The 26,232-nt window shown below is 72.9% G+C and carries 18 protein-coding genes and 7 pseudogenes; 12 read left to right on the top strand and 13 right to left on the bottom strand.

Annotated features, from left to right (window positions below; genetic code table 11):
- Nucleotides 1-96: 96 nt before the first annotated feature.
- Complete coding sequence (locus tag BM536_RS25710) at nt 97-1,476, top strand: 8-oxoguanine deaminase (protein ID WP_073498410.1); 1,380 nt, start codon at nt 97-99, stop codon at nt 1,474-1,476.
- A gap of 400 nt (nt 1,477-1,876) precedes the next feature.
- Nucleotides 1,877-3,220: a nucleobase:cation symporter-2 family protein gene (locus BM536_RS25705; RefSeq protein WP_073498412.1), complete on the top strand. Its 1,344-nt coding sequence runs from the start codon at nt 1,877-1,879 to the stop codon at nt 3,218-3,220.
- On the opposite strand, the gene BM536_RS25700 is transcribed toward BM536_RS25705, so the two are convergent.
- Nucleotides 3,186-3,788, bottom strand: coding sequence for a 3'-5' exonuclease (locus tag BM536_RS25700; protein WP_073498414.1), 603 nt, complete (start codon nt 3,786-3,788; stop codon nt 3,186-3,188). The two genes, BM536_RS25705 and BM536_RS25700, sit on opposite strands and share 35 nt — an antisense overlap.
- Nucleotides 3,789-4,028: 240 nt before the next feature.
- Nucleotides 4,029-5,376: pseudogene (locus tag BM536_RS25695) on the bottom strand (MFS transporter).
- Between the two features lie 227 nt (nt 5,377-5,603).
- Between BM536_RS25695 and BM536_RS25690 the strand changes: the two are divergent.
- Nucleotides 5,604-6,005, top strand: a complete 402-nt coding sequence (locus BM536_RS25690; protein WP_073498416.1) for a winged helix-turn-helix transcriptional regulator — start codon at nt 5,604-5,606, stop codon at nt 6,003-6,005.
- 108 nt (nt 6,006-6,113) lie between these two features.
- On the opposite strand, the gene BM536_RS25685 is transcribed toward BM536_RS25690, so the two are convergent.
- The 4 genes from BM536_RS25685 to BM536_RS25665 all read right to left on the bottom strand — a co-directional run bounded on the left by BM536_RS25685 (nt 6,114) and on the right by BM536_RS25665 (nt 9,848).
- Entirely contained in the window at nt 6,114-6,536 is a 423-nt protein-coding gene (locus BM536_RS25685; protein WP_073498418.1) for an acyl-CoA thioesterase, read from the bottom strand.
- Nucleotides 6,537-6,596: 60 nt separating this feature from the next.
- Nucleotides 6,597-7,247 (bottom strand): hypothetical protein, encoded by a 651-nt coding sequence (locus BM536_RS25680; RefSeq protein WP_094103562.1) that lies wholly within the window; start codon nt 7,245-7,247, stop codon nt 6,597-6,599.
- Nucleotides 7,248-7,347: 100 nt separating this feature from the next.
- Nucleotides 7,348-7,947: a histidine phosphatase family protein gene (locus BM536_RS25675; RefSeq protein ID WP_073500227.1), complete on the bottom strand. Its 600-nt coding sequence runs from the start codon at nt 7,945-7,947 to the stop codon at nt 7,348-7,350.
- Between the two features lie 692 nt (nt 7,948-8,639).
- Nucleotides 8,640-9,848 carry a pyridoxal phosphate-dependent aminotransferase gene (locus tag BM536_RS25665; protein ID WP_073499375.1) on the bottom strand — a complete coding sequence of 403 codons (1,209 nt, stop codon included), beginning with the start codon at nt 9,846-9,848 and terminating at the stop codon, nt 8,640-8,642.
- An 81-nt stretch (nt 9,849-9,929) separates the two neighbouring features.
- Between BM536_RS25665 and BM536_RS25660 the strand changes: the two genes are divergently transcribed.
- Nucleotides 9,930-10,556, top strand: a complete 627-nt coding sequence (locus BM536_RS25660) for a winged helix-turn-helix transcriptional regulator (protein WP_073499376.1) — start codon at nt 9,930-9,932, stop codon at nt 10,554-10,556.
- Nucleotides 10,557-10,598: 42 nt separating this feature from the next.
- Here BM536_RS25660 and BM536_RS25655 read toward each other — a convergent pair.
- The 3 genes and pseudogenes from BM536_RS25655 to BM536_RS25645 all read right to left on the bottom strand — a co-directional run bounded on the left by BM536_RS25655 (nt 10,599) and on the right by BM536_RS25645 (nt 14,237).
- Nucleotides 10,599-11,404 (bottom strand): annotated as a pseudogene (locus tag BM536_RS25655) (hypothetical protein).
- Entirely contained in the window at nt 11,404-12,666 is a 1,263-nt protein-coding gene (locus tag BM536_RS25650) for a VWA domain-containing protein (protein ID WP_073499378.1), read from the bottom strand. Before BM536_RS25650 ends, BM536_RS25655 begins: the two are co-directional and overlap by 1 nt.
- Before the next feature lie 43 nt (nt 12,667-12,709).
- A pseudogene (locus BM536_RS25645) lies at nt 12,710-14,237 on the bottom strand (IucA/IucC family protein).
- Between the two features lie 64 nt (nt 14,238-14,301).
- Between BM536_RS25645 and BM536_RS25640 the strand changes: the two are divergent.
- The 3 genes and pseudogenes from BM536_RS25640 to BM536_RS25630 all read left to right on the top strand — a co-directional run bounded on the left by BM536_RS25640 (nt 14,302) and on the right by BM536_RS25630 (nt 17,366).
- Nucleotides 14,302-16,131 (top strand): IucA/IucC family protein, encoded by a 1,830-nt coding sequence (locus BM536_RS25640; protein ID WP_425444680.1) that lies wholly within the window; start codon nt 14,302-14,304, stop codon nt 16,129-16,131.
- Nucleotides 16,132-16,151: 20 nt separating this feature from the next.
- Nucleotides 16,152-17,067: pseudogene (locus BM536_RS25635) on the top strand (HipA family kinase).
- Nucleotides 17,064-17,366, top strand: coding sequence for an Rdx family protein (locus BM536_RS25630; protein ID WP_073497871.1), 303 nt, complete (start codon nt 17,064-17,066; stop codon nt 17,364-17,366). The pseudogene BM536_RS25635 and the gene BM536_RS25630 overlap by 4 nt, the downstream one beginning before the upstream one ends.
- Before the next feature lie 13 nt (nt 17,367-17,379).
- Here BM536_RS25630 and aceB read toward each other — a convergent pair.
- Nucleotides 17,380-19,010, bottom strand: a pseudogene (gene aceB / locus BM536_RS25625) (malate synthase A).
- 187 nt (nt 19,011-19,197) lie between these two features.
- A complete protein-coding gene (locus tag BM536_RS25620; RefSeq protein WP_073497875.1) occupies nt 19,198-19,797 on the bottom strand; it encodes a nucleotidyltransferase family protein in 600 nt (199 codons plus the stop codon).
- A gap of 205 nt (nt 19,798-20,002) precedes the next feature.
- On the opposite strand from BM536_RS25620, the gene BM536_RS25615 reads away from it, so the two are divergent.
- Nucleotides 20,003-20,290 (top strand): DUF5955 family protein, encoded by a 288-nt coding sequence (locus BM536_RS25615; protein WP_245873770.1) that lies wholly within the window; start codon nt 20,003-20,005, stop codon nt 20,288-20,290.
- Nucleotides 20,291-20,335: 45 nt separating this feature from the next.
- Here BM536_RS25615 and BM536_RS25610 read toward each other — a convergent pair.
- Nucleotides 20,336-21,042, bottom strand: a pseudogene (locus BM536_RS25610) (IclR family transcriptional regulator).
- A 398-nt stretch (nt 21,043-21,440) separates the two neighbouring features.
- Here BM536_RS25610 and allB point away from each other — a divergent pair.
- Together allB and alc are read left to right on the top strand one after the other, a co-directional pair.
- The gene (gene allB / locus BM536_RS25605) at nt 21,441-22,778 is read left to right on the top strand and encodes an allantoinase AllB (RefSeq protein ID WP_073497881.1); all 1,338 of its coding nucleotides are present in this window, start codon (nt 21,441-21,443) and stop codon (nt 22,776-22,778) included.
- Nucleotides 22,779-22,833: 55 nt separating this feature from the next.
- Nucleotides 22,834-23,964 carry an allantoicase gene (gene alc / locus BM536_RS25600; RefSeq protein ID WP_073497883.1) on the top strand — a complete coding sequence of 377 codons (1,131 nt, stop codon included), beginning with the start codon at nt 22,834-22,836 and terminating at the stop codon, nt 23,962-23,964.
- Nucleotides 23,965-24,486: 522 nt separating this feature from the next.
- On the opposite strand, the gene BM536_RS25595 is transcribed toward alc, so the two are convergent.
- Nucleotides 24,487-25,233 (bottom strand): SDR family oxidoreductase, encoded by a 747-nt coding sequence (locus BM536_RS25595; RefSeq protein ID WP_094103560.1) that lies wholly within the window; start codon nt 25,231-25,233, stop codon nt 24,487-24,489.
- 140 nt (nt 25,234-25,373) lie between these two features.
- On the opposite strand from BM536_RS25595, the pseudogene BM536_RS25590 reads away from it, so the two are divergent.
- Together BM536_RS25590 and BM536_RS25585 are read left to right on the top strand one after the other, a co-directional pair.
- Nucleotides 25,374-25,703, top strand: a pseudogene (locus BM536_RS25590) (dihydrofolate reductase family protein); the annotation flags it as partial.
- 97 nt (nt 25,704-25,800) lie between these two features.
- Complete coding sequence (locus BM536_RS25585; RefSeq protein WP_073497885.1) at nt 25,801-26,196, top strand: guanyl-specific ribonuclease; 396 nt, start codon at nt 25,801-25,803, stop codon at nt 26,194-26,196.
- Nucleotides 26,197-26,232: the final 36 nt, after the last annotated feature.

The raw sequence follows: 26,232 nt of genomic DNA, 5'->3' as shown, positions 1-26,232 counted from the left end.
CCCGTACCCGCACCCGCACCCGTCCCGCCCGGTCACGGCACTCAAAGCTCCCGGGGTCCTGCCGTGCCCTCTCCCTCTCAGCGCAAAGGACGAACCATGGCAGCAGACCGGCGCATCGTCATCGAGAACTGTGCGATCGCGACCGTCGACGCCCACGACACCGAGCATGCGAGCGGGTACGTCGTCATCGCCGGCCATCGCATCGAGTCGGTCGGCGCGGGCCCGGCCCCGGCGGGTCTGGAGAACGTCGCCCGCCGTATCGACGCCACCGGGCACCTCGTCACTCCCGGTCTGGTCAACACCCACCACCACTTCTACCAGTGGATCACCCGCGGCCTGGCCACGGACCACAACCTGTTCGACTGGCTGGTCGCGCTCTACCCCACCTGGGCCCGCATCGACGAGCCGATGGTCCGCGCCGCCGCGCAGGGTTCCCTCGCGATGATGGCGCGCGGTGGCGTCACCACCGCCATGGACCACCACTACGTCTTCCCGCACGGTTCCGGCGACCTGTCCGGCGCGATCATCGGGGCCGCCCGTGACATGGGCGTGCGCTTCACCCTGGCCCGGGGCTCCATGGACCGCAGCGAGAAGGACGGCGGACTGCCCCCGGACTTCGCCGTGGAGACCCTGGAGGGTGCCCTCGCCGCCACCGAGGAGACCGTACGGCAGCACCACGACGCCTCCTTCGACGCGATGACCCAGGTCGCCGTCGCCCCCTGCTCGCCCTTCTCCGTCAGCACCGAACTGCTCCGCCAGGGAGCTGAGTTGGCCCGCCGGCTCGGCGTACGCCTGCACACGCACGGCTCGGAGACGGTCGAGGAGGAGAAGTTCTGCCACGAGCTGTTCGGCATGGGCCCGACCGACTACTTCGAGTCCACGGGCTGGCTGGGCGAGGACGTGTGGATGGCGCACTGCGTCCACATGAACGACTCCGACATCGACGCCTTCGCCCGCACGAGGACCGGTGTCGCACACTGCCCGTCCTCCAACGCCCGGCTCGCGGCGGGGATCGCGCGGGTGCCGGACATGCTCGCGGCCGGTGTCCCGGTCGGCCTCGGCGTCGACGGCACGGCGTCCAACGAGTCCGGCGAACTCCACACCGAGCTGCGCAACGCCCTCCTGATCAACCGCCTCGGCGCTCACCGCGAGGCCGCCCTGAACGCCCGCCAGGCGCTGCGCCTCGGCACGTTCGGCGGCGCCCAGGTCCTCGGCCGGGCGAGCCAGATCGGCTCGCTGGAGCCGGGCAAGCTCGCCGACCTGGTGCTGTGGAGGATGGACACCCTCGCCCACGCCTCCATCGCCGACCCGGTGACCGCGCTGGTCCTCGGCGCGGCGGCCCCGGTCACCGCCTCCTTCGTGAACGGCCGTCAGATCGTCGAGGACGGCCGGCTGCTCACCGCCGACGAGGACGCGATCGCCCGCGCGACCCGCGAAGAGGCCCGGCGCCTGGCGCGGATCGCCGCCCAGGGCTGACCCGTTGAGACTCCGGCCGGGAGGGACGGCTCCCGGCCGGTGGCCCTGGACCCGAGAGGGTCCACGGCGGCCGTGACCGGGGCGCGCGCGGACGCGCGCGCCCCGGAGCGGTCACCCCTGCCGTTGCCCGCGGTCTCCCACCGCTTCCCGCAGTCGAGCCGCTCCGCTGTTTCCAGCCGTCCCCACCGTTACGAGCGTTCCCGACATTCCCAGCATTTCGAGCGTTCCCAGCGTTTCCCCGGTCCCGCACGACCGTGCACCACCTCCATGAAACCCACGCCAGAGCTGCCGTGTAACCGACCGGAGGAGAGCCGCCGTGTCCACGCAACCACCCGCCTCGACAGCCGAATCAGCCGCTCCGCCCATCCACCCCGTGGACGAGAGACTGCCCGCCCTGAAAATGGCGACAAGCGGTCTCCAGCACGTTGCCGCCATGTACGCCGGAGTCGTCGCCCCGCCGCTGATCGTCGGCGCGGCCGTCGGTCTGACCGCCACCGAACTCACCTTCCTCACCGGCGCCTGTCTCTTCACCGCGGGCCTGGCCACCTTCCTCCAGACACTGGGCATCTGGAAGATCGGCGCCCGCCTGCCCTTCGTCAACGGCGTCACCTTCGCCGGTGTCGCCCCCATGACGGCGATCGTCGCCTCCACCGAGGACAAGTCCGACGCGCTGCCCGTCATCTTCGGCGCGGTGATCGTGGCGGGACTGCTGGGCTTCCTCGCGGCCCCGATCTTCTGCAAGGCGGTCCGCTTCTTCCCGCCTGTCGTCACCGGCACCGTGATCACCCTCATAGGCGTCTCCCTGCTGCCGGTCGCCTTCGGCTGGGCGCAGGGCCCGAACCCGGCGGGGAGCGACTACGGCTCGGCCACGAACCTCACGCTCGCGGGCGTCACCCTGCTGCTCGTCCTGCTCCTGCGCCGCTTCACCCGGGGCTTCGTCAAGCAGATCGCCGTGCTGCTCGGCCTGGTCGCCGGAACACTCGTCGCGATCCCGTTCGGCGTCACCGACTTCGGGCCCGTCGCCGCCGCGGACGTGGTCGGCTTCCCGACCCCCTTCCACTTCGGCGCCCCGCAGTTCCAGCTCGCGGCCATCCTGTCGATGTGCGTGGTGATGGTGGTGTCGATGACCGAGTCGACCGCCGACATGCTGGCGCTGGGCGAGATCGTCGACCGTCCGGCGGACGAGAAGACGATCGCGGCGGGTCTGCGGGCAGACACCCTCGGCTCGGCGCTCAGTCCCGTCTTCAACGGTTTCATGTGCAGTGCCTTCGCCCAGAACATCGGCCTGGTCGCGATGACCCGGATCCGCAGCCGGTACGTCGTCGCGTCCGGCGGCGCCTTCCTGGTCCTCATGGGCCTGTGCCCGATGGCAGCCTCGCTGATCGCCGTCGTGCCGCGCCCGGTGCTCGGCGGGGCGGGCGTCGTGCTGTTCGGCTCTGTCGCGGCAAGCGGTATCCAGACCCTCGTCCGGGCCGGCCTGGAGAAGGACAACAACGTCCTGATCGTCGCCGTGTCCCTCGCCGTCGGCATCATCCCGATCACCGCGCCGGGTTTCTACCACGCCTTCCCGGAGACGGCACGGATCGTCCTGGACTCGGGCATCTCCACGGGCTGCGTGGCGGCCGTCCTGCTCAACCTCGTCTTCAACCACCTCGGCAGGTCCGCCGACGCCCAGGACGTGACACATCCGATGGAGGCGGGCGAGGAGATCACCGGGGCGACCCGGGCCCCTGCCACGCCATGAGGTGAGCGAACAACTCCGCCTGCTCGACGGCGTCGTCCAGCGCGTGATGGGTGTGACGGCGCCTCGGCAGCAGTTCCGCCGGCATGGAACGCTTGGCCACCGCCCGCAGCGGCACCCCGGCCTTCGCGGCGTACAGCGTCTTCATGTCCAGGCACCCCGAGTGCCCGAAGGGGCTCTCACCGGTGAAGCGGATCAGATACCAGTAGAGGAACGTCCAGTCGTACGACGCCGGGTAGCCGCACATCACCGGCTGCGCGCCCTCGCTCACCTCGCGCACCCAGCGGGTGAACTGGCCCAGTGCCAGGGCGGGATCGAGCCCCTCGGTGCGCAGGCGCTCACGGTCGAGGCCGCTGACGGCGAGCGCCTCCGGGACGAAGTCGTCGCTGACGGGACACAGTTCGCGGTAGAAGGTCCGCGCCTCGGGGTCGGCCGCTGTGAACCCGTCGGCGTCCTGCACCCCGGCGACGGCCGCGCCCAGACTGAGCATCGAGTAGGGGCCGGGGATCGGGCCGTCGGCCTCGATGTCCACGGAGATGTAGAGGCTGGGTCTGCTGCGTCGAACGGCCATGGGACGCGAGCATCGCAGGTCGGGTGCGGCCCGCGCATCCGCATTCCGAGCGAGGGGCGGCCCGCACACCCGTTCCCGGGTCCCCGACCCCGACTCCGACCCCGACCGGCGGCAGCCTCCCCGCCCCCTCGGCCCCCTCCCGCCTCCGAACGGTTCAGCGGGATGTGTGACGGGACGGCCGGTCCGGTCGACGCCGGGCGGCGCGGCCGGCCTTGACCGGCCCGGGCTCCGCAGGCCGGGTCAGCCCCCGTCCTGCCGCTGTGACGTCCGCAGCACCGCCGCCGCCAGTGCCAGGGCCGCCGCCGCGATCACCGTCGCCACCCGGAAGGCCAGCTGGTAGCCCCCGGCCGTGGCCGTGAGGGGGGCGGTGCCCGTGGCGAGGAGGGTGTCGGTGTGCTGGGCCGCCAGGGTGGACAACACCGCCAGGCCCAGGGACCCGCCCACCACCTGGGTGGTGTTGAAGAGACCGGAGGCCAGCCCGGTGTCCTCCTCCCGGGCCCCCGACATCGCGAGGCCGGTCAGCGCGGGCATCGCGGCGGCGAAACCGGCCGCCAGCAGCAGCATCGGCGGGAGGACGTCCGTCGCGTACGAGCCGTCGGCCGGGGCGCGGCCCAGCAGCGCCATCCCCGCGGTGATCAGGACCAGACCGGACAGCAGCACGCGGTACGCGCCGAAGCGGGCGATCGTCCGGGCGGACAGGCCGAGCATCAGCAGGCCGATCGCGACCGGTGCCGGAAGGAAGGCCGTACCGGTGGCCAACTCGCCGTATCCGAGAACGCGTTGCAGGTACAGGGCGCCGATGAACTGGAAGCCGTACATCGTGGCGATCATCAGGATCTGGACGGCGTTCGCGCCGCTGTGGAGCCGGGAGCCGAACAGTCGCAGGCGCAGCAGGGGGCGGGCGGTGCGGGCCTGGCGCAGGACGAAGCCGACGAACAGGCGGCGGCGAGCAGGGCCAGAAGCGCGGTGGCGGTGGCGTCGCGGTCGCGGCGCCGACGATGACGTACACGGTGAGCATGAGCGCGCCGGTCACCAGAGCGGCACCGGGGTAGTCGGCGCCCCTGCCGAGGCCGGCGCCGGGGTCCGGGGCGAGGATGCGCACGGCGGCGAAACAGGCGAGCACGCCGATCGGCAGGTTGATGAGGAAGATCCAGTGCCAGGTGAGGAGTTGGGTCAGCGCCCCGCCGAGGAAGGTGCCGAGCGCACCGCCCGCCGCGCCCACGGCACTGAACACCGCGATGGCGCGGGCTCGTTCGCGCGGCTCGGGGAACAGGGCGACCAGCATGCCGAGGACGACGGCCGAGGTCATGGCCCCGCCCACGCCCTGCAGGGCACGGGCCGCGATGAGCACGCTCTGCCCGGTGGCCACCCCGCACAGCACGGAGGCCGCGGTGAACACCGCCAGGCCCGCTGTGAACATCCGCTTGCGGCCCACCAGGTCGCCCAGCCGCCCGGCCAGCAGGAGCAGGCCGCCGAAGGGGATCAGGTAGGCGTTGACGACCCAGGCCAGGCCCGGACCGCTGAAGCCGAGGTCGCTCTGGACGGCGGGCATCGCCACGGTGACGATGTTGCCGTCCAGGATGGTCATCAGCGTGCCGGCGCACAGGACGACGAGGGACGCCCGGCGGGAGTACGTCCGGGGGTGTGACATCCGGTCCGGTGTCCGGTCCGGTGTCCGGTTCGGTGGGTCGACCGTGGTGGACATGGTCTGTCGGCCTCCGCAATCTCCGTAGGAACGATGCGTGCCCTTGGTGCACGTCTTGTAACGGAGGCCATCGTGAGTGACTCTGGAGGGAGCCGTAAGGAGGCAGTCGGATGTCCCGGAGGAACACCGGTGTTACCCCTCAGGTGGTGAACGCGCACGCGTGCCCGGTGCGCGAGGTTCTTGACAGGGTCTCGGGCAAATGGAGCGTGCAGATCCTCGTCGCGGCCGCGCACGGCCCGATCCGCTTCACCGAACTGGAGCGCGGCATCGAGGGCATCAGCCGTCGCATGCTGACCCTCACCCTGCGCAACCTCGAGCGCGACGGACTCGTCACCCGCACCGTGCACCCGACGGTGCCGCCGAAGGTGGAGTACGAACTGACACCGGTGGCGCGCGAGTTGCACGAGACCCTGTTGCGCCTGACCGGCTGGGCGGAGCGCAACAGGGTCTACATCGCCGAGTCCCGCGCAGCCTACGACAACGAGCACGACCGGGAGTCGGCCGAGGCTTAGGGCCTGTCGTTCGGATCACGCCACAGACGCACCGCGCTGGACAGCACCGTTGAATTCCTGCGGCCTGAGCCAAACGACAGGCCCCAGGCCCCCTGGGAGAGCTTCCGGTCAGAGCCCGAACAGGCCCGGATCGGTGGCCAGTTGCTTGAAGTGGTCCTGGGGGTCGGCGACCATCCGGCGTGCCCGCAGATCCAGCAGGCCGCCCACCGCGGAGAGTTCGGCCGCGACCGTGCCGTCCGTCTTGCGGATGGTCTGCTCGATGCGGAACGTCTTGCCGCCGCCCCACTCGAAGGCGCACGTCACATCGACCTCGTCGCCCGCGAGCAGCTCCCGCTTGTAGCGGATGGTGGTCTCCAGAGCGACCGGTCCGACGCCCCGGCCGATCAGCCCGGCCTGGGTGATGCCCGCGGCCCGGAGCAGCGACCAGCGCGCGTGCTCGGCGTAGTTGATGTACACGCTCTGGTTGAGATGGCCCTGCACGTCGGTCTCGTATCCGCGCACGGTGACCCGCACGGAAAACGGCTCGCTCACGGCTTCCCCTTCTCGTCGACGAGCACGGTCGATGCCCTCTCCACCGATCTTGGCACGCCCTCACACCCGGCGTGGGGAAGCCAGCAGATAGCGCGTTCTGCTCCGGGGATCGGTGTGTTCGCTCGCCTGCCAGCCCGCCTTCTCCAGGGTCACCGCGCAGGCGCCCAGCGTCCCGTCGTCCGGCCCGCGCACGGCGACCGCGTCCGGCTGAGGAGTGGCGCGCACCCGATAGCCGTCGCTGGCGGGCTCGCCTGCGTCCGGCCCGGCCGGCCGGTGTCCGGCCGCCTCCAGGGCGAGCGCGGCGGCCTGCACCAGATGCGTACGCTCCCACCCGCAGGGCCGGTCCACCGCCCCGTCAGGGTTGGTCATCCGGCGCAGCTCCAGCAGGCCCTGCCAGGCACTGCGCACCTCCCGCATCCGCGACGGCCCTCCGTCCGGCGGCTGCTCCTCCCCGCCGACCCGTGCGGTGAACACGCCGGTCGGCGCGCGCGGGGCATCGACCGCGGCGGCGGGACCGGCCTCGGGCTCCGCCTCGCGTATCCGGTGCCCGGCCGGGGTGAGGAAGTGGTCGTGCGGCGGACGCGGATGCCGGAAGGCGAGGCCCCGCTCGAGCAGCGCGGCGAGCTGGGACTCCGTGCCCCGCAGTCGCCCGGTGACGGGATCGGCGGTGTCGATCACACGGCGCTGGGCGGCGGTCGGCGGTCGTGTCACGGCGTACTCCCTCCGGGCGGCGGTACGGCTGTCCCACCGCTACGAAGGCTACGGCCAGGCACTGACAGCCGGCCCCCCCGCCGACGCTCCCGCCCGCCGCTCAGGCCCCCGGCCGGATGTTCCACCCCGCGATCACATGGCGGCCGTGCTCCGTGCCCAGTCGGCCGAGCGTCCCGGTCGCCAGTTGGAACAGCGCCCCGGCCGACGGTGGCAGACCGAGCCTGCGCGCCGTGAGCACCCGCAGGAAGTGCCCGTGCGCCACCAGCACCACGCACCCCTCCGTGTTGGCGAGCGCCGCGTCCACCTTCGCCAGCATCCGGTCGGCCCGCTCCCCCACCTGCTCCGGCGTCTCCCCGGGATGCTCCGGCGGGCCGGGCGTGACTCCGTCCGTGAACAGGAACCAGCCCGGCCGCTCCCGCTGGATCTCGACGGTCGTGACGCCCTCGTACCCGCCGTAGTCCCACTCCTGGAGGTCCGCCTCGACCCGCACCTCGTGCAACCCGATCAGTTCGGCCGTCTCCCGCGCCCGCTGGAGCGGACTGGAGAACGCGGCGCCGATCCGGTGCGACCGGATGAGCGGCACCAGCCGCCGCGCCTCCTCCCGGCCGTGCTCGGTGAGCGGGACGTCGGTCAGTCCGGTGTGCCGGCCGGAGCGCGACCACGCGGTCTCTCCGTGCCGGACCAGGAAAAGATCACCCATGCAGCAAGAGTCGCACAGGCGTCCGCCGACGCCCGCGGTGCGGGGCGCCGGTCCGTCCCTTTTCACGGCTGAGCTGCGGGCCGGTACGGCGCGTGGGATCCGCGTTCCCGGACCGGTGATCGACCCCCCGTCCGTGACCCGACGGGCGGCTCGTCGCCTACGTGACACGGGGCGCCCTGCGGGTCGTGGGCGTACGTCCGCGACCCGCCGCGTACGAGACGGACGCGGCCCCCTCCTACGCGCCGCAGGCGCGGTGGGTGCCGCGGTGGTTCCCGGAGTCCCGTCCGCGGATGGCGCGCCGGCGCGGGCCGAGCCGCCTCGGTTCGTGCGGGGACGGCCGTATGCCGCGGACGCGAGCGGCACGACCGCGCCGCTCATGCCCGAACTCGCGGCGGACGCGGTACGGCACGGCCGGGAGCGGGGCCGTGACTTCCGGCTCCGTCCGATGCCGTGCCCGGCGGACGCCACGCTCCGCGTCGACGTGACGGACGCCCGCCCCGGCGAAGGCCCACCGCCCACCGCCCACCGGCCTCCGGCGCGCCTCAGCCGCCCGCGCCCGACGCGGAGTCCGGCCGGGGGCCTCCTCGTCGAGGCGCCGGCCACCCACCACTGGGTGACGACGGGCGGCGGCCCGTCCACCAGGGCGGTGTGGTGCGGGGTCGACCTCGGCCGACGGCCCGACAGGTTGTTCCCTACTGTCGGTAACCGCTCAGGAAACGCCCGATCCGCCCGATCGCCGCCTCCAGGTCCTCCGCGTGCGGGAGGGTGAGGATGCGGAAGTGGTCCGGGGTCGGCCAGTTGAAACCGGTTCCCTGGACGACCTGGATCTTCTCGCGCAGCAGCAGGTCCAGGACGAACTTCTCGTCGTCATGGAGGGGATGGACCTTGGGGTCGATGCGCGGGAACGCGTACAACGCGCCCTTGGGCTTCACGCAGGAGACGCCGGGGATCTCGTTGAGCTTCTCCCAGGCGATGTCACGCTGGTCGCGCAGTCTGCCGCCCGGCGCGGTCAGTTCGCGGATGGACTGGCGGCCACCGAGCGCGGCCTGGATGGCGTACTGGGCGGGCGCGTTGGCGCACAGGCGCATGGAGGCCAGCATGGTGAGGCCCTCCAGGTAGTCCCGCGCGTGCTGCCTGGGACCGGTCACCACGAGCCAGCCCGAGCGGAAACCCGCCACCCGGTACGTCTTGGAGAGGCCGCAGAAGGTCAGGACGACCAGGTCGGGGGCGAGCGCGGCGGCCGAGTGGTGCACGGCGTCGTCGTAGAGGATCTGGTCGTAGATCTCGTCGGCGAAGACCATCAGGCCGTGGCGGCGGGCCAGGTCGAGGATGCCCTCGATGATCTCCTTGGGGTAGACCGCGCCGGTGGGGTTGTTCGGGTTGATGATGACGACGGCCTTGGTGCGGTCGGTGATCTTGGACGCCATGTCGTCCAGGTCCGGGTACCAGTCGGCCTGCTCGTCGCAGAGGTAGTGGACCGCCTTGCCGCCCGCGAGCGTGGTGACGGCCGTCCACAGCGGGAAGTCGGGGGCCGGGATGAGGATCTCGTCGCCGTCCTCGATCAGCGCCTGTACGGCCATGGAGACCAGCTCCGAGACGCCGTTGCCGAGCCACACGTCGTCGACGTCGACCTCCAGGCCCCGGTCCTGGTAGCGCTGGGCGACCGCCCGGCGGGCCGTGAGGACGCCACGCGAGTCCGTGTAGCCGTGGGCCCGCGGGAGCATCCGGATCATGTCCTGGAGGATCTCCTCCGGCGCCTCGAAGCCGAAGAGTGCGGGGTTGCCCGTGTTGAGGCGCAGCACGCTGTGCCCCGCCGCCTCCAGTGCGTTGGCGTGCTCGATCACCGGGCCGCGGATCTCGTAACAGACCTCGCTGAGCTTGTTCGACTGCCGGAACTCCATGCGCCCCTCCGGTATCTGGTGTTACTTGGTTTTACCAAGTTCGAGCTTGGAAAGTCCAACGACATGTCTAGACTGCGTCGCATGCCACCTCGCCGAAGCTACGACCAGTACTGTTCCGCCGCCCGCGCCCTCGACACCGTCGGCGACCGCTGGACCCTGCTGATCGTCCGGGAGCTGCTCGCCGGCCCGCGCCGCTACACCGACCTGCACGCCGACCTGCCGGGCGTCAGCACGGACGTACTCGCCTCGCGACTCAAGGACATGGAGCGCGACGGGCTCGCCACCCGGCGCCGGCTGCCGCCGCCCGGCGCGGCCAACGTCTACGAACTCACCGGGCGCGGCCGTGCGTTGCTGCCCGTGCTCCAGGCGCTCGGTGCGTGGGGGCAGGCGGAACTGGGGGAGCGCGGGCCCACCGACGCGATCCGCGCACACTGGTTCGCGCTGCCCCTGCTGCGCGCCCTGGAGGGCGAGGGACTCGTCGAAGTCCGCCTGGACGAGGGCCACTTCCACCTCTTCGTCGGCACGGACGAAGGGCCCGTGTACGGCCACGGCGCGGCCCCCGGCGAACCCGACGCCCTGCTCGTCATGGACACCGCCACCTGTACGGCCGTGGCCCAGGGTGTGCTGAGCCTGCTCGACGCCGTGCGCGCCGGACGCGTCGAGGTGAGCGGCGAGGGCACCCTCGCCAAGGGGCTGCGGGAGGCCTGAGAACGCGGAAGGCCCGCACGGGGCGGGCCTTCCGCGTGGACGTCAGACGCCCGGCGGTACGTTTCTCGGCCGTCCCGGACCGCGGGTCAGGGCGTACCCGCCGATCCCGGCGAGCGCGGCCAGCACGCCGCCGATCCCGGTCCACACCCAGCGGTCGACCACCAGCCGGACGACCAGCCGTCGTCCGGCTCGATGCTCGACAGCACGGCGGAGGCCGACGGGTCGTCCTCGTCGTCCGCCGACGACTTCACGGCGACGCCCGGCACCAGGGGCTCGGCCAGCGAGCCGTCCACGGCCGCCGAACCGCCGATGTCCTTGGAGTCGACGCGCAGTTCGGCGCCGACCGGCAGACCGAGGTCGGCCGTCTTCAGACCGACGACCGTCAGACGGACGTAGTACGTGCCGGGCAGCGGGTCGTCGGCCCACGGCTCCGACCAGGCGCGGACCGTGCGCAGGACGCAGGCCAGCTCCAGCGAGGCGGTGCCGGGCGCGGCGGTGCGGGTCTGCGCGCCGTACTGGCAGGACTGGCGGCGCCGCAGACCGTCGTACACGTCGACCTGCCAGGTCTGCCCCGTGTGCTCCTCGGGCAGCTTCACCTTCGCCGTCACGGTGGGCCGTTGGCCCGCGTCGGCCGGGAACGACCAGTACAGGTAGTCGCCCGCGGAGCCGCTCGCGGTGGCCGTCCGCCCCTGGTCGACCTCCGTCGCCGTACGGAACGACGTGCCGGCCGTCGTGGGCGCCGAACCGTCCTCCGACGGGCTCGCGGACGGGGTGGAGTCGGCGGCGGCCGGGGTGGCCGCCAGGCCGAGCGCCAACAGGGTCGTGCTCAGAACACGGGTGATACGCATCAGTTGGTCCTCCAGACCGCGACACGCCAGCGTGACAGCCAGCCCCACAGGACGCCCGCGAGGAAGCCGGCCAGCACCAGGGCGCCGAGCAGCCACCAGCCGCGGCCGAGACCGAACGAGGCCACGTCGCTCGCCTGCGACGGCCCGTCGACCACGTCCACGGTCAGCTCCAGCGGCATGCCCGGCGTGGTCTTCACACCGGCCGCCGCCGAATAGGAGTTGGTCACCTGCACGCACACCGTCTCGGCGGGCGCTTCGTCGTCGTCGCTCTCCGCCTTCGGGTAGCGCAGACCGGTCGAGATGACGTCGGTACGGCCGTTCCCGGCCGCCTCGCCGCGCACGATCTCCCGGCCGTGCACCGTCACCGCCCGCACCAGCAACCCGTAGTCGGGGTTCATCGCCCGGTCCGCCGAGACGCTCACCGAGGCCCGCAACTCCTTGCCCGGGTCCAGGTCCACGCGGTACCAGCGCTCCTGGCCGAACTCCTCACGGTCGGTGTAGAGGCCCGACTTCAGCGTCGGCGCCTTCGCGCAGGAGTCCGCGCCCCGGGTGGCGACCGGCGTCACCACGGGGTCGGCCGCGCGGTCCACCAACTGGTTGACCTTGTCGGTGAGTTCGTCGGTGTGCTCCACCGAGGTGTAGGTGCCGCCCGTGGCCTCGGCGATGCAGCTGAGCTGCTGGCGCATCTTCACGTTCGGCACCAGGCCGAGGGTGTCGATGGTCAGGCCGATGCCCTTGGCCGCTATCTCGCGGGCCACCTCGCACGGGTCGAGCGGGGCGCAGGTGTCCTCGCCGTCGCTGATCAGGACGATCCGCTTGGAGCCGGTGCCCCCGTCGAGGTCCTCGGCCGCCTTCAGCAGGGCCGGTCCGATAGGGGTCCAGCCGGTGGGCGTGAGCGTGGCCACCGCGGCCTTGGCCTCGGTACGGTCCAGCGGGCCGACCGGGTAGAGCTGGGCGGTGTCCTTGCAGCCGGTCTTCTGGTCGTCGCCGGGGTAGTTGGCCCCGAGGGTGCGGATGCCGAGCCGGACCTCCTCGGGGGTCGCGTCCAGCACCTCGTTGAACGCCTGCTTGGCCGCGGCCATCCGCGACCCGCCGTCGATGTCCTTCGCCCGCATGGAACCGCTGACGTCGAGAACCAGGTTGACCTTGGGCGCATTGGCTGTGGTCTCGTCGGCGACCGCCCCGGCCGGGAACGCGAGCCCGGCCGTGAGCGCGGCGAGCAGGGCGCACAAGCCCGCCGCCAGCCGTTGTGTTCTGATCATCGGCGGATCCTATTGATCAGAGGTGTCCGGCTTCAAAACGTGATCAGAAAGCCCGGGTGACCAAAGGGTTGGGCAGCCGCGCCCACCGGTCCCCGGACCCGCCGGGCGACAGCCGCATCAGCGTCAGCGCCTTCACCGGCACCGGCTCCCCGCGCAGCGCCCGCAGGTCCCCCGTGTCCGGCACCTCCGGTACGGCCGCCGCCAGCGCCGTGCCCAGCGCCTCCCCGCTGCCCGCGGTGGCCGCCAGCGCGCCCGCCACCAGCGAGCCGAACAGTTTGCCGCGCAGCGCCGTCACGTCGTCGGTCAGGATCCGGGCCGGCAGCTCGGGCGCCGCCAGGCCGTGCCGGGCCAGGCGCGCCGGGCTGACCCGGATGTCGGCGAGGTCGCGGTAGACGAGCCGCACCGGTGCCCCCGACGCCGACAGCACGACCAGCAGGTTCTGGCCGTGCGCCTCCAACGCCACGCCCTGCTCCAGCAGCCGCAGCCCCACGGTGAGCGCGAGACGCGCGAAGTCGGCCAACCAGGCCGGTGAGGACGTCAGTTCGGTGGTGGCGAGGGCGGCCACCGGGACGACGTGCTCGCCGGGGCCCGCGTACACGGCGGGGGACTCCCGCAACACGGCCGCGAGATCGGGGGAGTCGGCCGTGACCGCGCCCAGTGAGCGGGTCATGTGCAGCAGGCCGTCCGTGCGTTCCGCCAGGCTCTCCGCGAACTCCGACAGGGCCGAGGAGGCGGCGACCGAGCCCACCGAGATGTCCCGCACCGACGACGTCAGCCGGGCGCTCAACGCCGTCTTCACGTGCGGGCCGTCCGGCACCGCGAGCGTGCGCAGCGACATCAGCGGATGCGCCGCGAGCCCCTCCACACACGACCGCTTCAGTACGTGCACCGCCTGCCACGGATGCACCGGAATCAACAGCAGCCGCCCCTCGCGCAGTTCGGCGGGCCACCCGCCCGAGACGAGACACTCGTCGGCCGGGACGGGCAGCAGACCCAGCCGCACCGCCGGCGGCCGGTGCTCCGGCCCGTAGGCCAGCTGTTCGGCCACCGAGAAACCTGGCCGGGAACGACAGTTGGGGTGGTACGGGTGCCCGTCGACCACCCGCTGCTCCCACTCCCAGTCGTGCGCGGGCCATCCTCCGACGCCGCCGGTGCCGGGATCCCCGGGTTGCTGTCCGGCCCGGGACAGCGCCAACGACGCCGTACTGTGCGCAAGTTCGCCGGCGAGGCCCCCGCCGTACGGCACGGCCAGGTCCGTCATCAGCCGCGCGGGATCGTCGTACGCCGTCCCGGCCAGGTCCACGGACGTCACGTAGGCGGCGGTCGCGTACGGGTCGGCGTGCGGGCCGTGCAGCCGGCGGCCGTCGGCGAGGTGCAGCGTCAGGCCGTCCCGGGCCGCCGCCCGGCGCACGACCCACGGCAGCGGCGTCGTGGGCGAGGGCCCGCCACAGACGGGTCAGCACGGCCGCGCGGGCGCCGGACAGCTCGGCCGCGAACCGCGCGGCGAGCGCGGGGCGCACGGCGGCGAGGTCGGCGGCCAGCTCGGCCTCGGCGGTGGGGGGACGGTGCACGGGAGGGCTCCTCGGGTACGGGTCGGGTACGGCTCGGGTGGGCGCAGGGCGTCACGGACGGGTCGTGACCACAGCGATACTGATCGTCTCCGCCCGCAAGAACCGTAGGGAACGAGTGGAACGCGTGGTTCTCATCCCCCCACCCGCCGGGTCGGCGTCGCCCGCCGAGCCCGATGCGGCCCCCGGGTCCGACGCGTCGGCCGACGTCACCGGACGCCGCGCCGACGCAACCGGTCGCCGAGCCGACGCCGCGGCGCCGGGCGCGATCGCCGCACGCGCCGACGCCCTCGCCACCGCGCCGCTGCTCAACTGCCTGCTGCGGGAGGTGGCCGAACCGGAAGCGGCCGAACCGGAAGCGGCCGAACCCGAAGCGGCCGCACCCGAGGCGGTCGAACCCGAAGTGGCCGAACCGGTCGCGGCTGAACCCGAGGCGGTCGAACCGGAAATGGCCGAACGGCAAGGGCACGAACCGGAAGTCGCCGTACGGCAGATGGCCGAACCGCGCTCCCGGCGCGGCGCCCGGCAGGTGCACCGGCTGCCCTCCGGCCGTCTGCTCCGCGTGCGCGGCACCCGGCGGCCGGCCGAGCCCGAGGTGCGCGCCGACGGCGCCTGGCACCGCCTCGACCACCGCGGCCTCGTCGACCTGGTCGCCACGGAACTGCGCCACCACACCGGCCTCGCCAACCCCGAGCTGCCCGCCGAGATGCTCGACAGCCGGGACGCGGTGGCCGCCCTCCTCGCCGCACGCGCGCGTGCCACCCCGCCGGAGGACCCCTACCTGCGCTCCGAGCAGTCCCTTCTCACCGGCCACCCCCACCACCCCGCCCCCAAGACGCGCGGCGGCGGCCCGCCCGGCGGCTGGCTGCCGTACGCGCCCGAGGCGTACGCCCGCTTCCCGCTGGTCCTGCTGGGGCTGCGCGAGGACACGGTGGTGGAGGACGGTGACACCGCCGCGCTGGACGCCCTCGGCGAGGCCCCGCCCGGCTACCGGCTGCTGCCCGCCCACCCCTGGCAGCTCGACCTGGCCCGCACCGCGCTCGCCCCCGCCTTCGCCGACGGCCGTCTGGTCCGGCTCGGCACGACGCCCTTCGACACCTGGCCCACGGCCGCCGTGCGCACGCTGTACGCACCCGGGCCGGACCTGTTCCTCAAGTTCAGCCTCGACGTGCGCATCACCAACGACATCCGCCGGCTCTGGCGCCACGACCTGCTGAGGCTCCGCCGGACCGACGCGGCGGCCACGCGGGCCCTCGCGGCGGTCGGCGGCCCCGCCGCCTGGCTCAGCGACCGCGGGTACCGCACCGCCGGCTTCGCCTTCGAGGAACTCGCCGTGGTGGTCCGCGACGGGCTGCACACGCACGTCACGCCCGGAGCGACCCCGTTGCTCGCCGCGGGCCTCGTGGAGGGCTTCGAGGGCAGCCCGCTCGCCGGCACGGCCGACCCGGCTCACTGGTGGGAGGCGTACCTGGCGGCCGTCGTCCCCCCGGCGCTGGCCGCGTTCGCCGACCACGGCGTCGTGCTGGAGGCCCACCTGCAGAACACCCTCGTCGCCGTCGACAGCGCCGGACGGCCCGTGCAGGCCCTGTTCCGGGACGCCGAGGGCGTCAAGCTGCTGCCCGGGACGGAGCGCGCCGCGGGCTGGGAGCGGCTTGTGTACTGCCTGGTCGTGAACCACCTCACCGAGGTCGCCGCCGCCCTGGCCGACCACCATCCCGGTCTCGATCCCTGGCCCGCCGCCCGCCGCGAGCTGGCCCGTCACGACCTCCCCGAGGTCCACGCCCTCCTCGCGGCGCCCACCCTGCCCGGCAAGACCAACCTCCTGCTGCGCTGGACGGGCGCGGACGGTGCCGAGGCCCGCTACCTGCCCCTGCCCAACCCCCTGGCCGGCAGCTGACCTGAACTACGCTGGCCGGTGTGCTGCGCGACGTGACTGCTGTTCGATACGTGACCCCGCTGAGGTCAGGCGGCTCCGTGCCCGCGGTCGTCGAGGCCGACGACCTGGGGACGTACGTCGTCAAGTTCACCGGCTCCGCGCAGGGCCGCAAGGCGCTGGTCGCCGAGGTGATCGTGGGGGAGCTGGCACGGGCCCTGGGGCTGCGCTTCCCCGAGCTGGTCCTGGTCCACTTCGACCCGGCGATCGCCGACGGCGAGCCCCACCAGGAGGTCCGCGATCTGCACGCCGCCAGCCACGGCGTCAACCTCGGCATGGACCACCTACCGGGCGCCCGGGACTTCACCCCCCGACATCGCCGAGGTCTTCCCGGTGGACCCCCTCGAAGCCGGCCGCATCGTCTGGCTCGACGCCCTCACCGTCAACGTCGACCGGACCGTCCACAGTTCCAACCTGATGGTGTGGCCCACGCTCGGCACCGTGCCGCCGCGTCTGTGGCTCATCGACCACGGCGCCGCCCTCGTCTTCCACCACCGCTGGGACGGCTCCGACCCGGCGAAGAGGTACGACTTCCGTCACCACGCCCTCGGCCGCCACGCCCCCGACGTACGGGCCGCCGACGCCGAACTGGCGCCCAGGCTCACCGAGGAGCTGCTGCGGGCGATCGTCGCGCAGGTGCCGGACGCCTGGCTCCTGGACGAACCCGCCTTCACCAGCGCCGACGAGGCCAGGACGGCGTACGTGAACCACCTGCACGCGCGCGTGCGGACGTCCGCGGCCTGGCTGCCCACGGACTTCCCCACCCGCGACGAACTCGCCGCCGAAGAGGCCCGGCGGGCCGCGAAGACCCGGCAAGGACGGCCCGACTGGCTGAAGCGGGTCCCCGACCTGCACGGCAAGCCGGCCGCGGAACAGGATTGGTCAGTACACCTCGGATGACGGACACACGGCTTGACGGAAGCGGCCCGCGGCGGGTCGAGATCGAGTACTGCACCCAGTGCCGCTGGCTGCCCCGCGCCGCCTGGCTGGCGCAGGAGCTGCTCACCACCTTCGAGGCGGAGCTGACCGAACTCGCCCTCAGGCCGGGCAAGGGCGGCGTCTTCGTGGTCCGGGTGAACGACGAGGTCGTCTGGGACCGCCGCGAGCAGGGCTTCCCGGAGCCGACCGCGGTCAAGCGGCTCGTCCGCGACCGAGTGGCCCCGGGAAAGTCCCTGGGCCACTCGGACAAGCCGGAATGAGCCTTCTCGGGGGTCAGCCCGTGAGCTGCTCGTAGGCCGGGAGGGTGAGGAAGTCGGCGTAGTCCTCGTCCAGGGCGACCGTCAGCAGCAGGTCGTGGGCCTGCTGCCAGTGGCCGGCCGCGAAGGCCTCCTCGCCGATCTCCGACCGGACGGCGGCGAGTTCGGCGGCGGCGACCTCGCGGGCCAGCTCCGGGGTCACCCTCACCGTCGTACCGTCGCGTTCGACCTCGACGCCCGCGTTGATCCACTGCCAGATCTGCGAGCGCGAGATCTCGGCCGTGGCCGCGTCCTCCATCAGGTTGAAGATGCGACCGCGCCCAGCCCGCGCAGCCACGCCTCGATGTAACGGATGCCGACCTGCACGGCGTTGACGAGACCGGCGTACGTCGGCCGCGCCTCCAGCGAGTCGACGGCGAGCAGGTCGGCCGCCTTGACGTCGACGTCCTCGCGCAGCCGGTCCTTCTGGTGGGGCCTGTCGCCGAGGACTCGGTCGAAGGACTCCATGGCGATCGGCACCAGGTCGGGGTGGGCGACCCAGGAACCGTCGAAACCGTCGGCGGCCTCCCGGTCCTTGTCGGCCCGCACCTTCTCGAAGGCGACCCTGTTGACCTCGGGGTCGCGGCGCGAGGGGATGAAGGCAGCCATGCCGCCGATGGCGTGGGCGCCGCGCTTGTGACAGGTCCGCACGAGGAGTTCGGTGTACGCGCGCATGAACGGGGCGGTCATCGTCACCGCGTTGCGGTCCGGCAGTACGAACCTGGCGCCGCCGTCCCGGAAGTTCTTCACGATGGAGAACAGGTAGTCCCAGCGGCCCGCGTTCAACCCGGAGGCGTGGTCGCGGAGTTCGTAGAGGATCTCCTCCATCTCGTACGCGGCGGTGATCGTCTCGATCAGGACGGTCGCGCGCACGCTGCCCTGCGGGATGCCGACCTGGTCCTGCGCGAACACGAACACGTCGTTCCACAGGCGGGCTTCGAGGTGCGACTCGGTCTTCGGGAGGTAGAAGTACGGTCCCTTGCCGAGGTCGAGCAGCCGCCGGGCGTTGTGGAAGAAGTACAGGCCGAAGTCGACGAGGGCGCCGGGGACCGCCCGGCCGTCGACCTGGAGGTGGCGTTCGTCCAGGTGCCAGCCGCGCGGACGCATGACGACGGTCGCCAGCTCCTCGGCCGGGCGCAGGGCGTACGACTTGCCGGACCCCGGGTCGGTGAAGTCGATGTTCCCGCCGTACGCGTCGATCAGGTTGAGCTGGCCGACGACGACGTTCTCCCAGGTCGGCGCGGAGGCGTCCTCGAAGTCGGCGAGCCAGACCCGCGCGCCCGAGTTGAGGGCGTTGATGGTCATCTTGCGGTCGGTGGGGCCGGTGATCTCGACCCGGCGGTCGTCGAGCGCGGCGGGTGCGGGGGCGACCCTCCAGGAGTCGTCGGCGCGGATCGCGGCGGTCTCCGGAAGGAAGTCGAGCGTGGAGGTGCGGGCGATCTCGGCGCGGCGCTCCGCACGGCGGGCGAGGAGTTCGTCACGGCGGGGCGTGAACCGCCGGTGCAGCTCGGCCACGAAGGCGAGGGCCGCGTCGGTGAGGACCTCCTCCTGCCGGGGCAGGGGCTCGGCGTCGACGACGGCCGCCGGGGACGGCACGGATGCGGACATGAGCTGTCACTTCCTTCAGCGAGCGTGGCACCGGGTGCCGGACGACCCGGGTGGGGCGGGGAGCGCTCGGAGAGCGACCGAACGCTTCTGAGCAGTGGATTCTACTTTCCTCATCGTGGAAGTTCAATGGTTTGTTGATGTCGAGATTCTCCGGGTCGAGGGAAGGTGGCTCTCCGTGCCACCTCGTTCACTCCAGGTGGACCAGGTCGTCCACCGTGTCGATGTCGTACGGCCGGGCCACGTCCCCGCACTCCACCAGCCGGATCTCCTCCTCGTGCGCCTTCAGGTAGTCGCGTGCTCCCCGGTCGCCGGTCGCGGTCGCCGCGACACCGGCCCAGTGGGCCGCCCCGAGCAGTACCGGGTGCCCGCGCCTGCCGTCGTAGGCGGCGGACGCCAGCGACTCCTCGTCCTCGTACGCGGCGCGCACCCGCGCCAGCGCCCGACCGCCGATGCCCGGCTGGTCGACCAGCGAGACCAGCGCGGCCCGCGCCCCCGTCCCGGCCAGCGAGTCCAGACCGGCCCGCAGCGAGCCGCCCATGCCCCGCTCCCACTCCACATTCACCACCGGCACGCATCCGTCGAGCCGCGCCGACTCCCGTACGGCGTCGGCGGCGGCCCCCAGGACCACGTGCACGCGCGTGCAGCCGGCCGCGCGCAGGGCCTCCACCGCGTGTTCGACGAGCGGGCGCCCCCGGTGCGTCAACAGCGCCTTGGGGCGTCCGCCGAGGCGCCGCCCCCCGCCCGCGGCGAGGAGCAGTCCGGCGACCTGGTCTTCCGTGTGCGTCATGTGTTCTGCATACCTGACGGGGTGGCGGCCGGGCGGTGTCGCAGGGCTGAATTTCGTTCCCCGGTGTGGCGGAGCGGGTGCCGGGTGGCGTTTACTGGCCCGCGTCCTCACGGCGCCCGACCACCGTCACGGGGACGCTGCGTACGTACGCACGAGGGATGTGCGAGGGGGGAGAGCTGTGTTGCGGAGCTTGGGGCAGAGGCCGGTGACCGGCAGCGACGAGGATCCGAGGGTGGCGGAACTGCGGACCGCGGTGTCCCGGCTGCGCCGCGAACTCGCCGCGCACCCGGCCGAGTTCCCGGACCGGGGCATCGCCGAGGACGAACTCGCCGCGCTCGCCGCGATGGCGGCCCACGGCATCCCGGAGATCCCCCGGCTGCGCCGCTCCCTGCTGCTGATCGCGGGCGCGATCGGCTCGGTGAGCGCGCTGGCGCGAGGGGTGTCGGACGTGCGCAGCGCGGTGGAGCTGTTCGGGGAGTCGCCACGGAGGTGATGGACCGTCAGCCGTGCGCGGGCGGGGGTGCGGGCGTGGCCCGGCTCAGACGCTCGTACCGGCCGGGTTCGACAGGACCTCGGACAGTTCCAGGGCCACCTGCTGGAGCACCGGGACGATCTTCCCGGTGGCGGACTCGGTGACACGGCCCGCCGGGCCGGAGATCGAGATGGCCGCCGCGGTGGGGGAGTCGGGCACCGGGACCGCGAGGCAGCGCACGCCGATCTCCTGCTCGTTGTCGTCGACCGCGTAACCGGCCTCGCGGACCTCGTCCAGGGCCGCCAGGAAGCCCTCCGGGGTGGTGATCGTCCTGTCCGTCGCGGCCGGCATGCCGGTGCGGGCGAGCAGCGCGCGCACCTCGGTGTCCGGGAAGCCCGCGAGGAGGGCCTTGCCCACGCCCGTGGAGTGCGGCAGAACCCGACGCCGACCTCGGTGAACATCCGCATCGAGTGCTTCGACGGCACCTGCGCCACGTACACGATCTCGTCGCCGTCCAGGAGTGCCATGTTCGCCGTCTCGCCGGTCTCCTCGACCAAGCGGGCCAGGTAGGGGCGGGCCCAGGTGCCGAGCAGTCGGGCGGAGGACTCGCCGAGGCGGATCAGCCGCGGACCGAGCGCGTAGCGGCGGTTGGACTGCTGGCGGACGTATCCGCAGGCGACCAGGGTGCGCATCAGGCGGTGGATCGTCGGCAGCGGAAGCCCGCTGCTCGCGGACAGTTCGCTGAGGCCGACCTCCCCGCCCGCGTCCGCCATCCGCTCCAGCAGGTCGAAGGCGCGCTCGAGGGACTGGACCCCGCCGCTGCCGGACTTGGCGGAGTCGGTGGTGCTGGCGCTGGACGTCGGCACGGGCGCGTTCCTTTCCAAACTGGCGGGAAGGGCTGAAGCCTACCCGCGGTCGGTCGACTCCCCGCTGGTGCGTAGCTACGTTCTGCTTGCCGGAATAATAATTCCGTCTTGTGGAAACGTGCAGAGTGGCGGCCGTGGGTGCACTGTGGAGAGGTGGGCCCTTGACGGCGCGGTGGCCGGGAGTGAAGACTCCTTCAACAGAACGTTGAATTCTGTTACGGGGAGGTTGCGCGGAAGTGCGCCCCGGAGCGCGTCCCCGGCCGCCTCCGTCCCCCGGAAGCAAACGGCGGCAGAGAGGGGTTCGGGTGTCCGACGCTGAACTGGTGCTGCGCTCGACGCGCGTCATCACTCCGGAAGGGACCCGCGCCGCCTCGGTCGCGGTGTCCGCCGGCACCATCACGGCCGTACTTCCGTACGACGCCGCCCTACCGTCCGGCGCCCGCCTGGAGGACCTCGGCGACGACGCCCTGCTGCCCGGCCTCGTGGACACGCACGTGCACGTCAACGATCCAGGACGCACCGAGTGGGAGGGCTTCTGGACCGCCACGCGCGCGGCGGCCGCCGGCGGCATCACCACCCTCGTCGACATGCCGCTCAACTCCCTCCCGCCGACCACGACGGCCGACCACCTCCGCACCAAGCGGCGGGTGGCCGCCGACAAGGCGCACATAGACGTCGGCTTCTGGGGCGGCGCCCTGCCCGACAACGTCAAGGATCTGCGCCCACTGCACGAAGCCGGCGTCTTCGGCTTCAAGGCCTTCCTCTCCCCGTCCGGCGTGGACGAGTTCCCCCACCTCGACCAGGACCACCTCGCCCGGTCCCTGGCCGAGATCGCCGGATTCGACGGCCTGCTCATCGTGCACGCCGAGGACCCGCACCACCTCGAATCCGCCCCCCAGCGGGGTGGGCCCAAGTACGCCGACTTCCTCGCCAGCCGCCCGCGCGACGCCGAGGACACCGCCGTCGCGAGCGTGATCGCCCAGGCGAGACGCCTCCACGCGCGCGTGCACGTCCTGCACCTCTCCTCCAGCGACGCGCTCCCGCTGATCGCCGCCGCCAAGGCCGAGGGCGTACGCGTCACGGCCGAGACCTGCCCGCACTACCTCACCCTCACCGCCGAGGAAGTGCCCGACGGCGCCAGCGAGTTCAAGTGCTGCCCGCCCATCCGCGAGGCCGCCAACCAGGACCTCCTGTGGCAGGCGCTGGCCGACGGCACCATCGACTGCGTGGTCACCGACCACTCCCCGTCCACCGCCGACCTCAAGACCGGCGACTTCGCCACCGCCTGGGGCGGCATCTCCGGCCTGCAACTCAGCCTCGCCGCCGTCTGGACGGAGGCCCGCGCGCGGGGCCACGGCCTGGAGGACGTCGTCCGCTGGATGTCGACGCGCACGGCGGCACTCGTCGGCCTCGACCGCAAGGGCGCCATCGAAGCGGGCCGGGACGCCGACTTCGCGGTCCTCGCACCCGACGAGACCTTCACCGTCGACCCTGCCGCCCTCCAGCACCGCAACCGGGTCACCGCCTACGCCGGCAAAACCCTGCACGGCGTCGTGAAGTCCACCTGGCTGCGCGGCGAACGCATCGTCGCCCACGGCGAGTTCACCTCCCCCAGGGGCCGGCTCCTCACCCGCGCCCACTGACCCACCCCGCACCCGCCCGCACGCGGCCGACTCCCGAAAGGAACCCCTGATCACCGTGACGGCGCAGCATCAGTCTTCGTTGGCCGGCTTCACCGGCGACGCGAACCCCTACGGCGGCGGCGACCCATACGCGGACTACCGCACCGCCGACTTCCCCTTCACCTCGTACGCCAACCTCGCCGACCGGCAGCTCGGCGCCGCCGTCATCGCCGCCAACGACGAGTTCTTCGCCCAGCGGGAGAACCTGCTGCTGCCCGGACCGGCCGAGTTCGACCCCGAGCACTTCGGGCACAAGGGCAAGATCATGGACGGCTGGGAGACCCGCCGCCGCCGGGGCGTCTCCGCCGACCACCCGTGGCCGACGGCCGACGACCACGACTGGGCGCTCGTCCGGCTCGGCGCGCCCGGCGTGATCCGCGGCGTCGTCGTCGACACGGCCCACTTCCGCGGCAACTACCCGCAGGCGGTGTCGGTCGAGGGCACCTCGGTACCGGGCTCGCCGTCGCCCGAGGCCCTCCTCGGGGACGACGTGAAGTGGACGACGCTCGTCCCGCGGACCCCCGTCGGCGGCCACGCGGCGAACGGCTTCGCCGTCTCCGTCGAACAGCGCTTCACGCACCTGCGGGTCAACCAGCACCCCGACGGCGGCATCGCCCGGCTCCGCGTGTACGGCGAGGTCGTCCCGGAACCCGAGTGGCTGGCCGTCCTCGGCACCTTCGACGTCGTCGCCCTGGAGAACGGCGGCCTGGCCGAGGACGCCTCCAACCTCTTCTACTCGCCGGCCGGCAACACCATCCAGCCGGGCCGCTCCCGCAAGATGGACGACGGCTGGGAGACGCGGCGGCGCCGGGACCGGGGCAACGACTGGATCCGGTACCGGCTGGCGGCCCAGGCCGAGATCCGGGCGCTGGAGATCGACACCGCGTACCTGAAGGGCAACAGCGCGGGGTGGGCGGCGGTGTCCGTGCGGGACGGTGAGGAGGGGGAGTGGCGGGAGATCCTGCCGCGCACGCGCCTCCAGCCGGACACCAACCATCGCTTCGCGCTGGCCGCCCCGGCGGTGGGTACCCACGCGCGCGTGGACATCTACCCGGACGGGGGCATCTCGCGGCTGCGGCTCATCGGCTCCCTGACGGAGGCCGGCGCGGGCGCCCTCCGGGCGAGGCACCAGGAACTGGGCGGCTGAACCGGGTTCCGGCCCCGGCCCCGGGGCTCCGCCCCCGGACCCTGGTCCACGCCCACACCGCCCGACCCGGTGGGACGAAAGGCGGGGCCGAGAGCGGGGTCCGAGGGCCCTGCCTCCGGCTCGGGCTATGGGCCCTGCTTCTGGCTCGCGCCGTGGACGGGGTCTCTGGGGTCGGGCTGTGGGCCCTGCCCTCGGCTCGGGCTGTGGGCCCTGCGTCCGGCTCGCGGCGTGGACGGGGTCTCCGGCTCACGCCGCGGGCGGGGCCTCCGGCTCACGCCGCGGAGGCCTCCCGCTCACGCCGCGGAGGCCTCCGCTCACGCCGAGGGCCCTGCGTCGAGGGCCCTGCGTCCGGCTCACGCCGCGGGCGGGGCCTCCCGCTCACGCCGCGGAGGCCTCCCGCTCACGCCGAGGGCCCTGCGTCCGGCTCACGCCGCGGCGGGGCCTCCGGCTGGGGCTGCGGGCCCTGCCTCCGGCTCACGCCGAGGGCCCTGCCCCCGGCTCACGCCGAGGGCGGCCTCCCGCTCACGCCGCGTGGCCGCCGTCCACCGCGTACTCCGCCCCCGTCACGTACGTGGCGCCTGCCAGGTACGCCACCATCGACGCCACCTCGTCCCCCGTCCCGAACCGCCCCAGCGCGGTCAGCGCCGCCTGACCCGCCGCGTACGGCCCGTCCGCCGGATTCATGTCCGTGTCGATCGGCCCGGGATGGACGAGGTTCGCCGTGATCCCCCGCGGCCCCAAATCCCTCGCGAGCCCTTTCGTCAGCCCGACCAGCGCCGACTTGCTCAGCGCGTACAGCGTCCCCCCGGGCCCCGGCACCCGCTGGACCATGCAGCTGCCGACGGTGATGATCCGCCCCCCGGCGCCCATCCGCCCGGCGGCCGCCTGGGAGGTGAGGAAGACGCCCCGCACGTTCACCGCGAGCACCCGGTCCACGTCCGCGAGCGACAGGTCCTCCAGCGGCCCGAGCACCCCGATCCCCGCGTTGTTCACCAGCACGTCGAGCCCGCCCAGCGCGTCCGCCGCCGCACCGACCGCCCCCGCCGCCTCGGAGGCGTCCGCGGAGTCCGCGCGCAGGGCCACCGCACGGCGTCCCAGGGCCTCGACGGCCCGTACCACCTCCTCGGCCGCCTCCTTGCCGTTCACGTACGTCAGGGCCACGTCCGCGCCCTCCCGCGCCAGCCGTACCGCCGTCGCCGCACCGATGCCGCGGCTGCCGCCGGTCACCAGGGCCACCTTGCCGTTCAGGGTCTTGTCCGAAGTCGTCATGGGTCCATCCCAGCGCCACACGCCCAGGCGCGCTGGCGGCGAACGGACGCCGACCTCGGCGATGAGTCGCGGGGCGGGACGGTGTCCGGCCTGATGACAGGGGACCTCACCCCGAGCACCAGCAATGGAGGGCACCCGTCATGGGCAAGCTCGTCCGCACCGGTTTCGTCACCCTCGACGGCGTCCACCAGGCGCCCGGCGGCCCCCACGAGGACCCCCGCGCCGGCTTCGGGCAGGGCGGCTGGAGCGTGCCCTACGGCGACGAGGACTTCGGCCGGTTCGTCACCGAGGTCTTCGACCGCGCCGGCGCCTTCCTTCTGGGGCGGCGCACCTACGACATCTTCGCCTCCTACTGGCCGAAGGTGACCGACCCCGCCGACTTCTCGCGGCTGAACTCCCTGCCGAAGTACGTGGCCGGTTCCGCGCCGCTCGCCGACCCGGTCTGGCCGGGTGCCACCGCGGTCCACGGCCGCGGCAGGTTAACTCCCGGAAAACTCAGCAGACTTGGCGGGAAATTCTGAGAGTTGTCATTGACATGCCATCATCTACGCGCGTCATCATGGAGCCATGAGATTCCCCCCACGAATCACTCGCATCGGCGCCGCCGCCCTCCTGTCCGCCCTCCTCGTCGGCGGCACCGTCTCCGCCGGATCGGCGAACGCGGCGGCGACCGCGGTCGGCAGCATCTGCTACAGCGACCTGCCCTCGCAGGCGTACACCACGCTGCGGCTCATCGACCAGGGCGGCCCGTTCCCGTACTCGCAGGACGGATCCGTCTTCCAGAACCGGGAAGGCATCCTGCCCTCGAAGTCCTCGGGCTACTACCACGAGTACACGGTCAAGACACCGGGCTCCTCCACGCGCGGCGCGCGTCGCATCGTGACCGGACAGCAGACCGAAGAGGACTACTACACCGCCGACCACTACGCGAGCTTCGACCTGGAGAGCCGGAAGCCCGGCTGAGCGCGGGCCGGGCCCCGGCCGGTGGCGCCGTTCCTC

Source organism: Streptomyces phaeoluteigriseus, assembly GCF_001896135.2.
Taxonomy (GTDB): Bacteria; Actinomycetota; Actinomycetes; order Streptomycetales; family Streptomycetaceae; genus Streptomyces; species Streptomyces phaeoluteigriseus.
This window is presented reverse-complemented; position numbering and strand designations above follow the sequence as displayed.

Coding starts and splice junctions, on each gene's coding strand:
- BM536_RS25710 (WP_073498410.1), top strand. CDS start 97: ATGGCAGCAGACCGGCGCATCGTCATCGAGAACTGTGCGATCGCGACC.
- BM536_RS25705 (WP_073498412.1), top strand. CDS start 1,877: ATGGCGACAAGCGGTCTCCAGCACGTTGCCGCCATGTACGCCGGAGTC.
- BM536_RS25700 (WP_073498414.1), bottom strand. CDS start 3,788: ATGGCCGTTCGACGCAGCAGACCCAGCCTCTACATCTCCGTGGACATC.
- BM536_RS25690 (WP_073498416.1), top strand. CDS start 5,604: ATGTCCCGGAGGAACACCGGTGTTACCCCTCAGGTGGTGAACGCGCAC.
- BM536_RS25675 (WP_073500227.1), bottom strand. CDS start 7,947: ATGGGTGATCTTTTCCTGGTCCGGCACGGAGAGACCGCGTGGTCGCGC.
- BM536_RS25665 (WP_073499375.1), bottom strand. CDS start 9,848: ATGGAGTTCCGGCAGTCGAACAAGCTCAGCGAGGTCTGTTACGAGATC.
- BM536_RS25660 (WP_073499376.1), top strand. CDS start 9,930: ATGCCACCTCGCCGAAGCTACGACCAGTACTGTTCCGCCGCCCGCGCC.
- BM536_RS25650 (WP_073499378.1), bottom strand. CDS start 12,666: ATGATCAGAACACAACGGCTGGCGGCGGGCTTGTGCGCCCTGCTCGCC.
- BM536_RS25630 (WP_073497871.1), top strand. CDS start 17,064: ATGACGGACACACGGCTTGACGGAAGCGGCCCGCGGCGGGTCGAGATC.
- BM536_RS25620 (WP_073497875.1), bottom strand. CDS start 19,797: ATGACGCACACGGAAGACCAGGTCGCCGGACTGCTCCTCGCCGCGGGC.
- BM536_RS25595 (WP_094103560.1), bottom strand. CDS start 25,233: ATGACGACTTCGGACAAGACCCTGAACGGCAAGGTGGCCCTGGTGACC.
- BM536_RS25585 (WP_073497885.1), top strand. CDS start 25,801: ATGAGATTCCCCCCACGAATCACTCGCATCGGCGCCGCCGCCCTCCTG.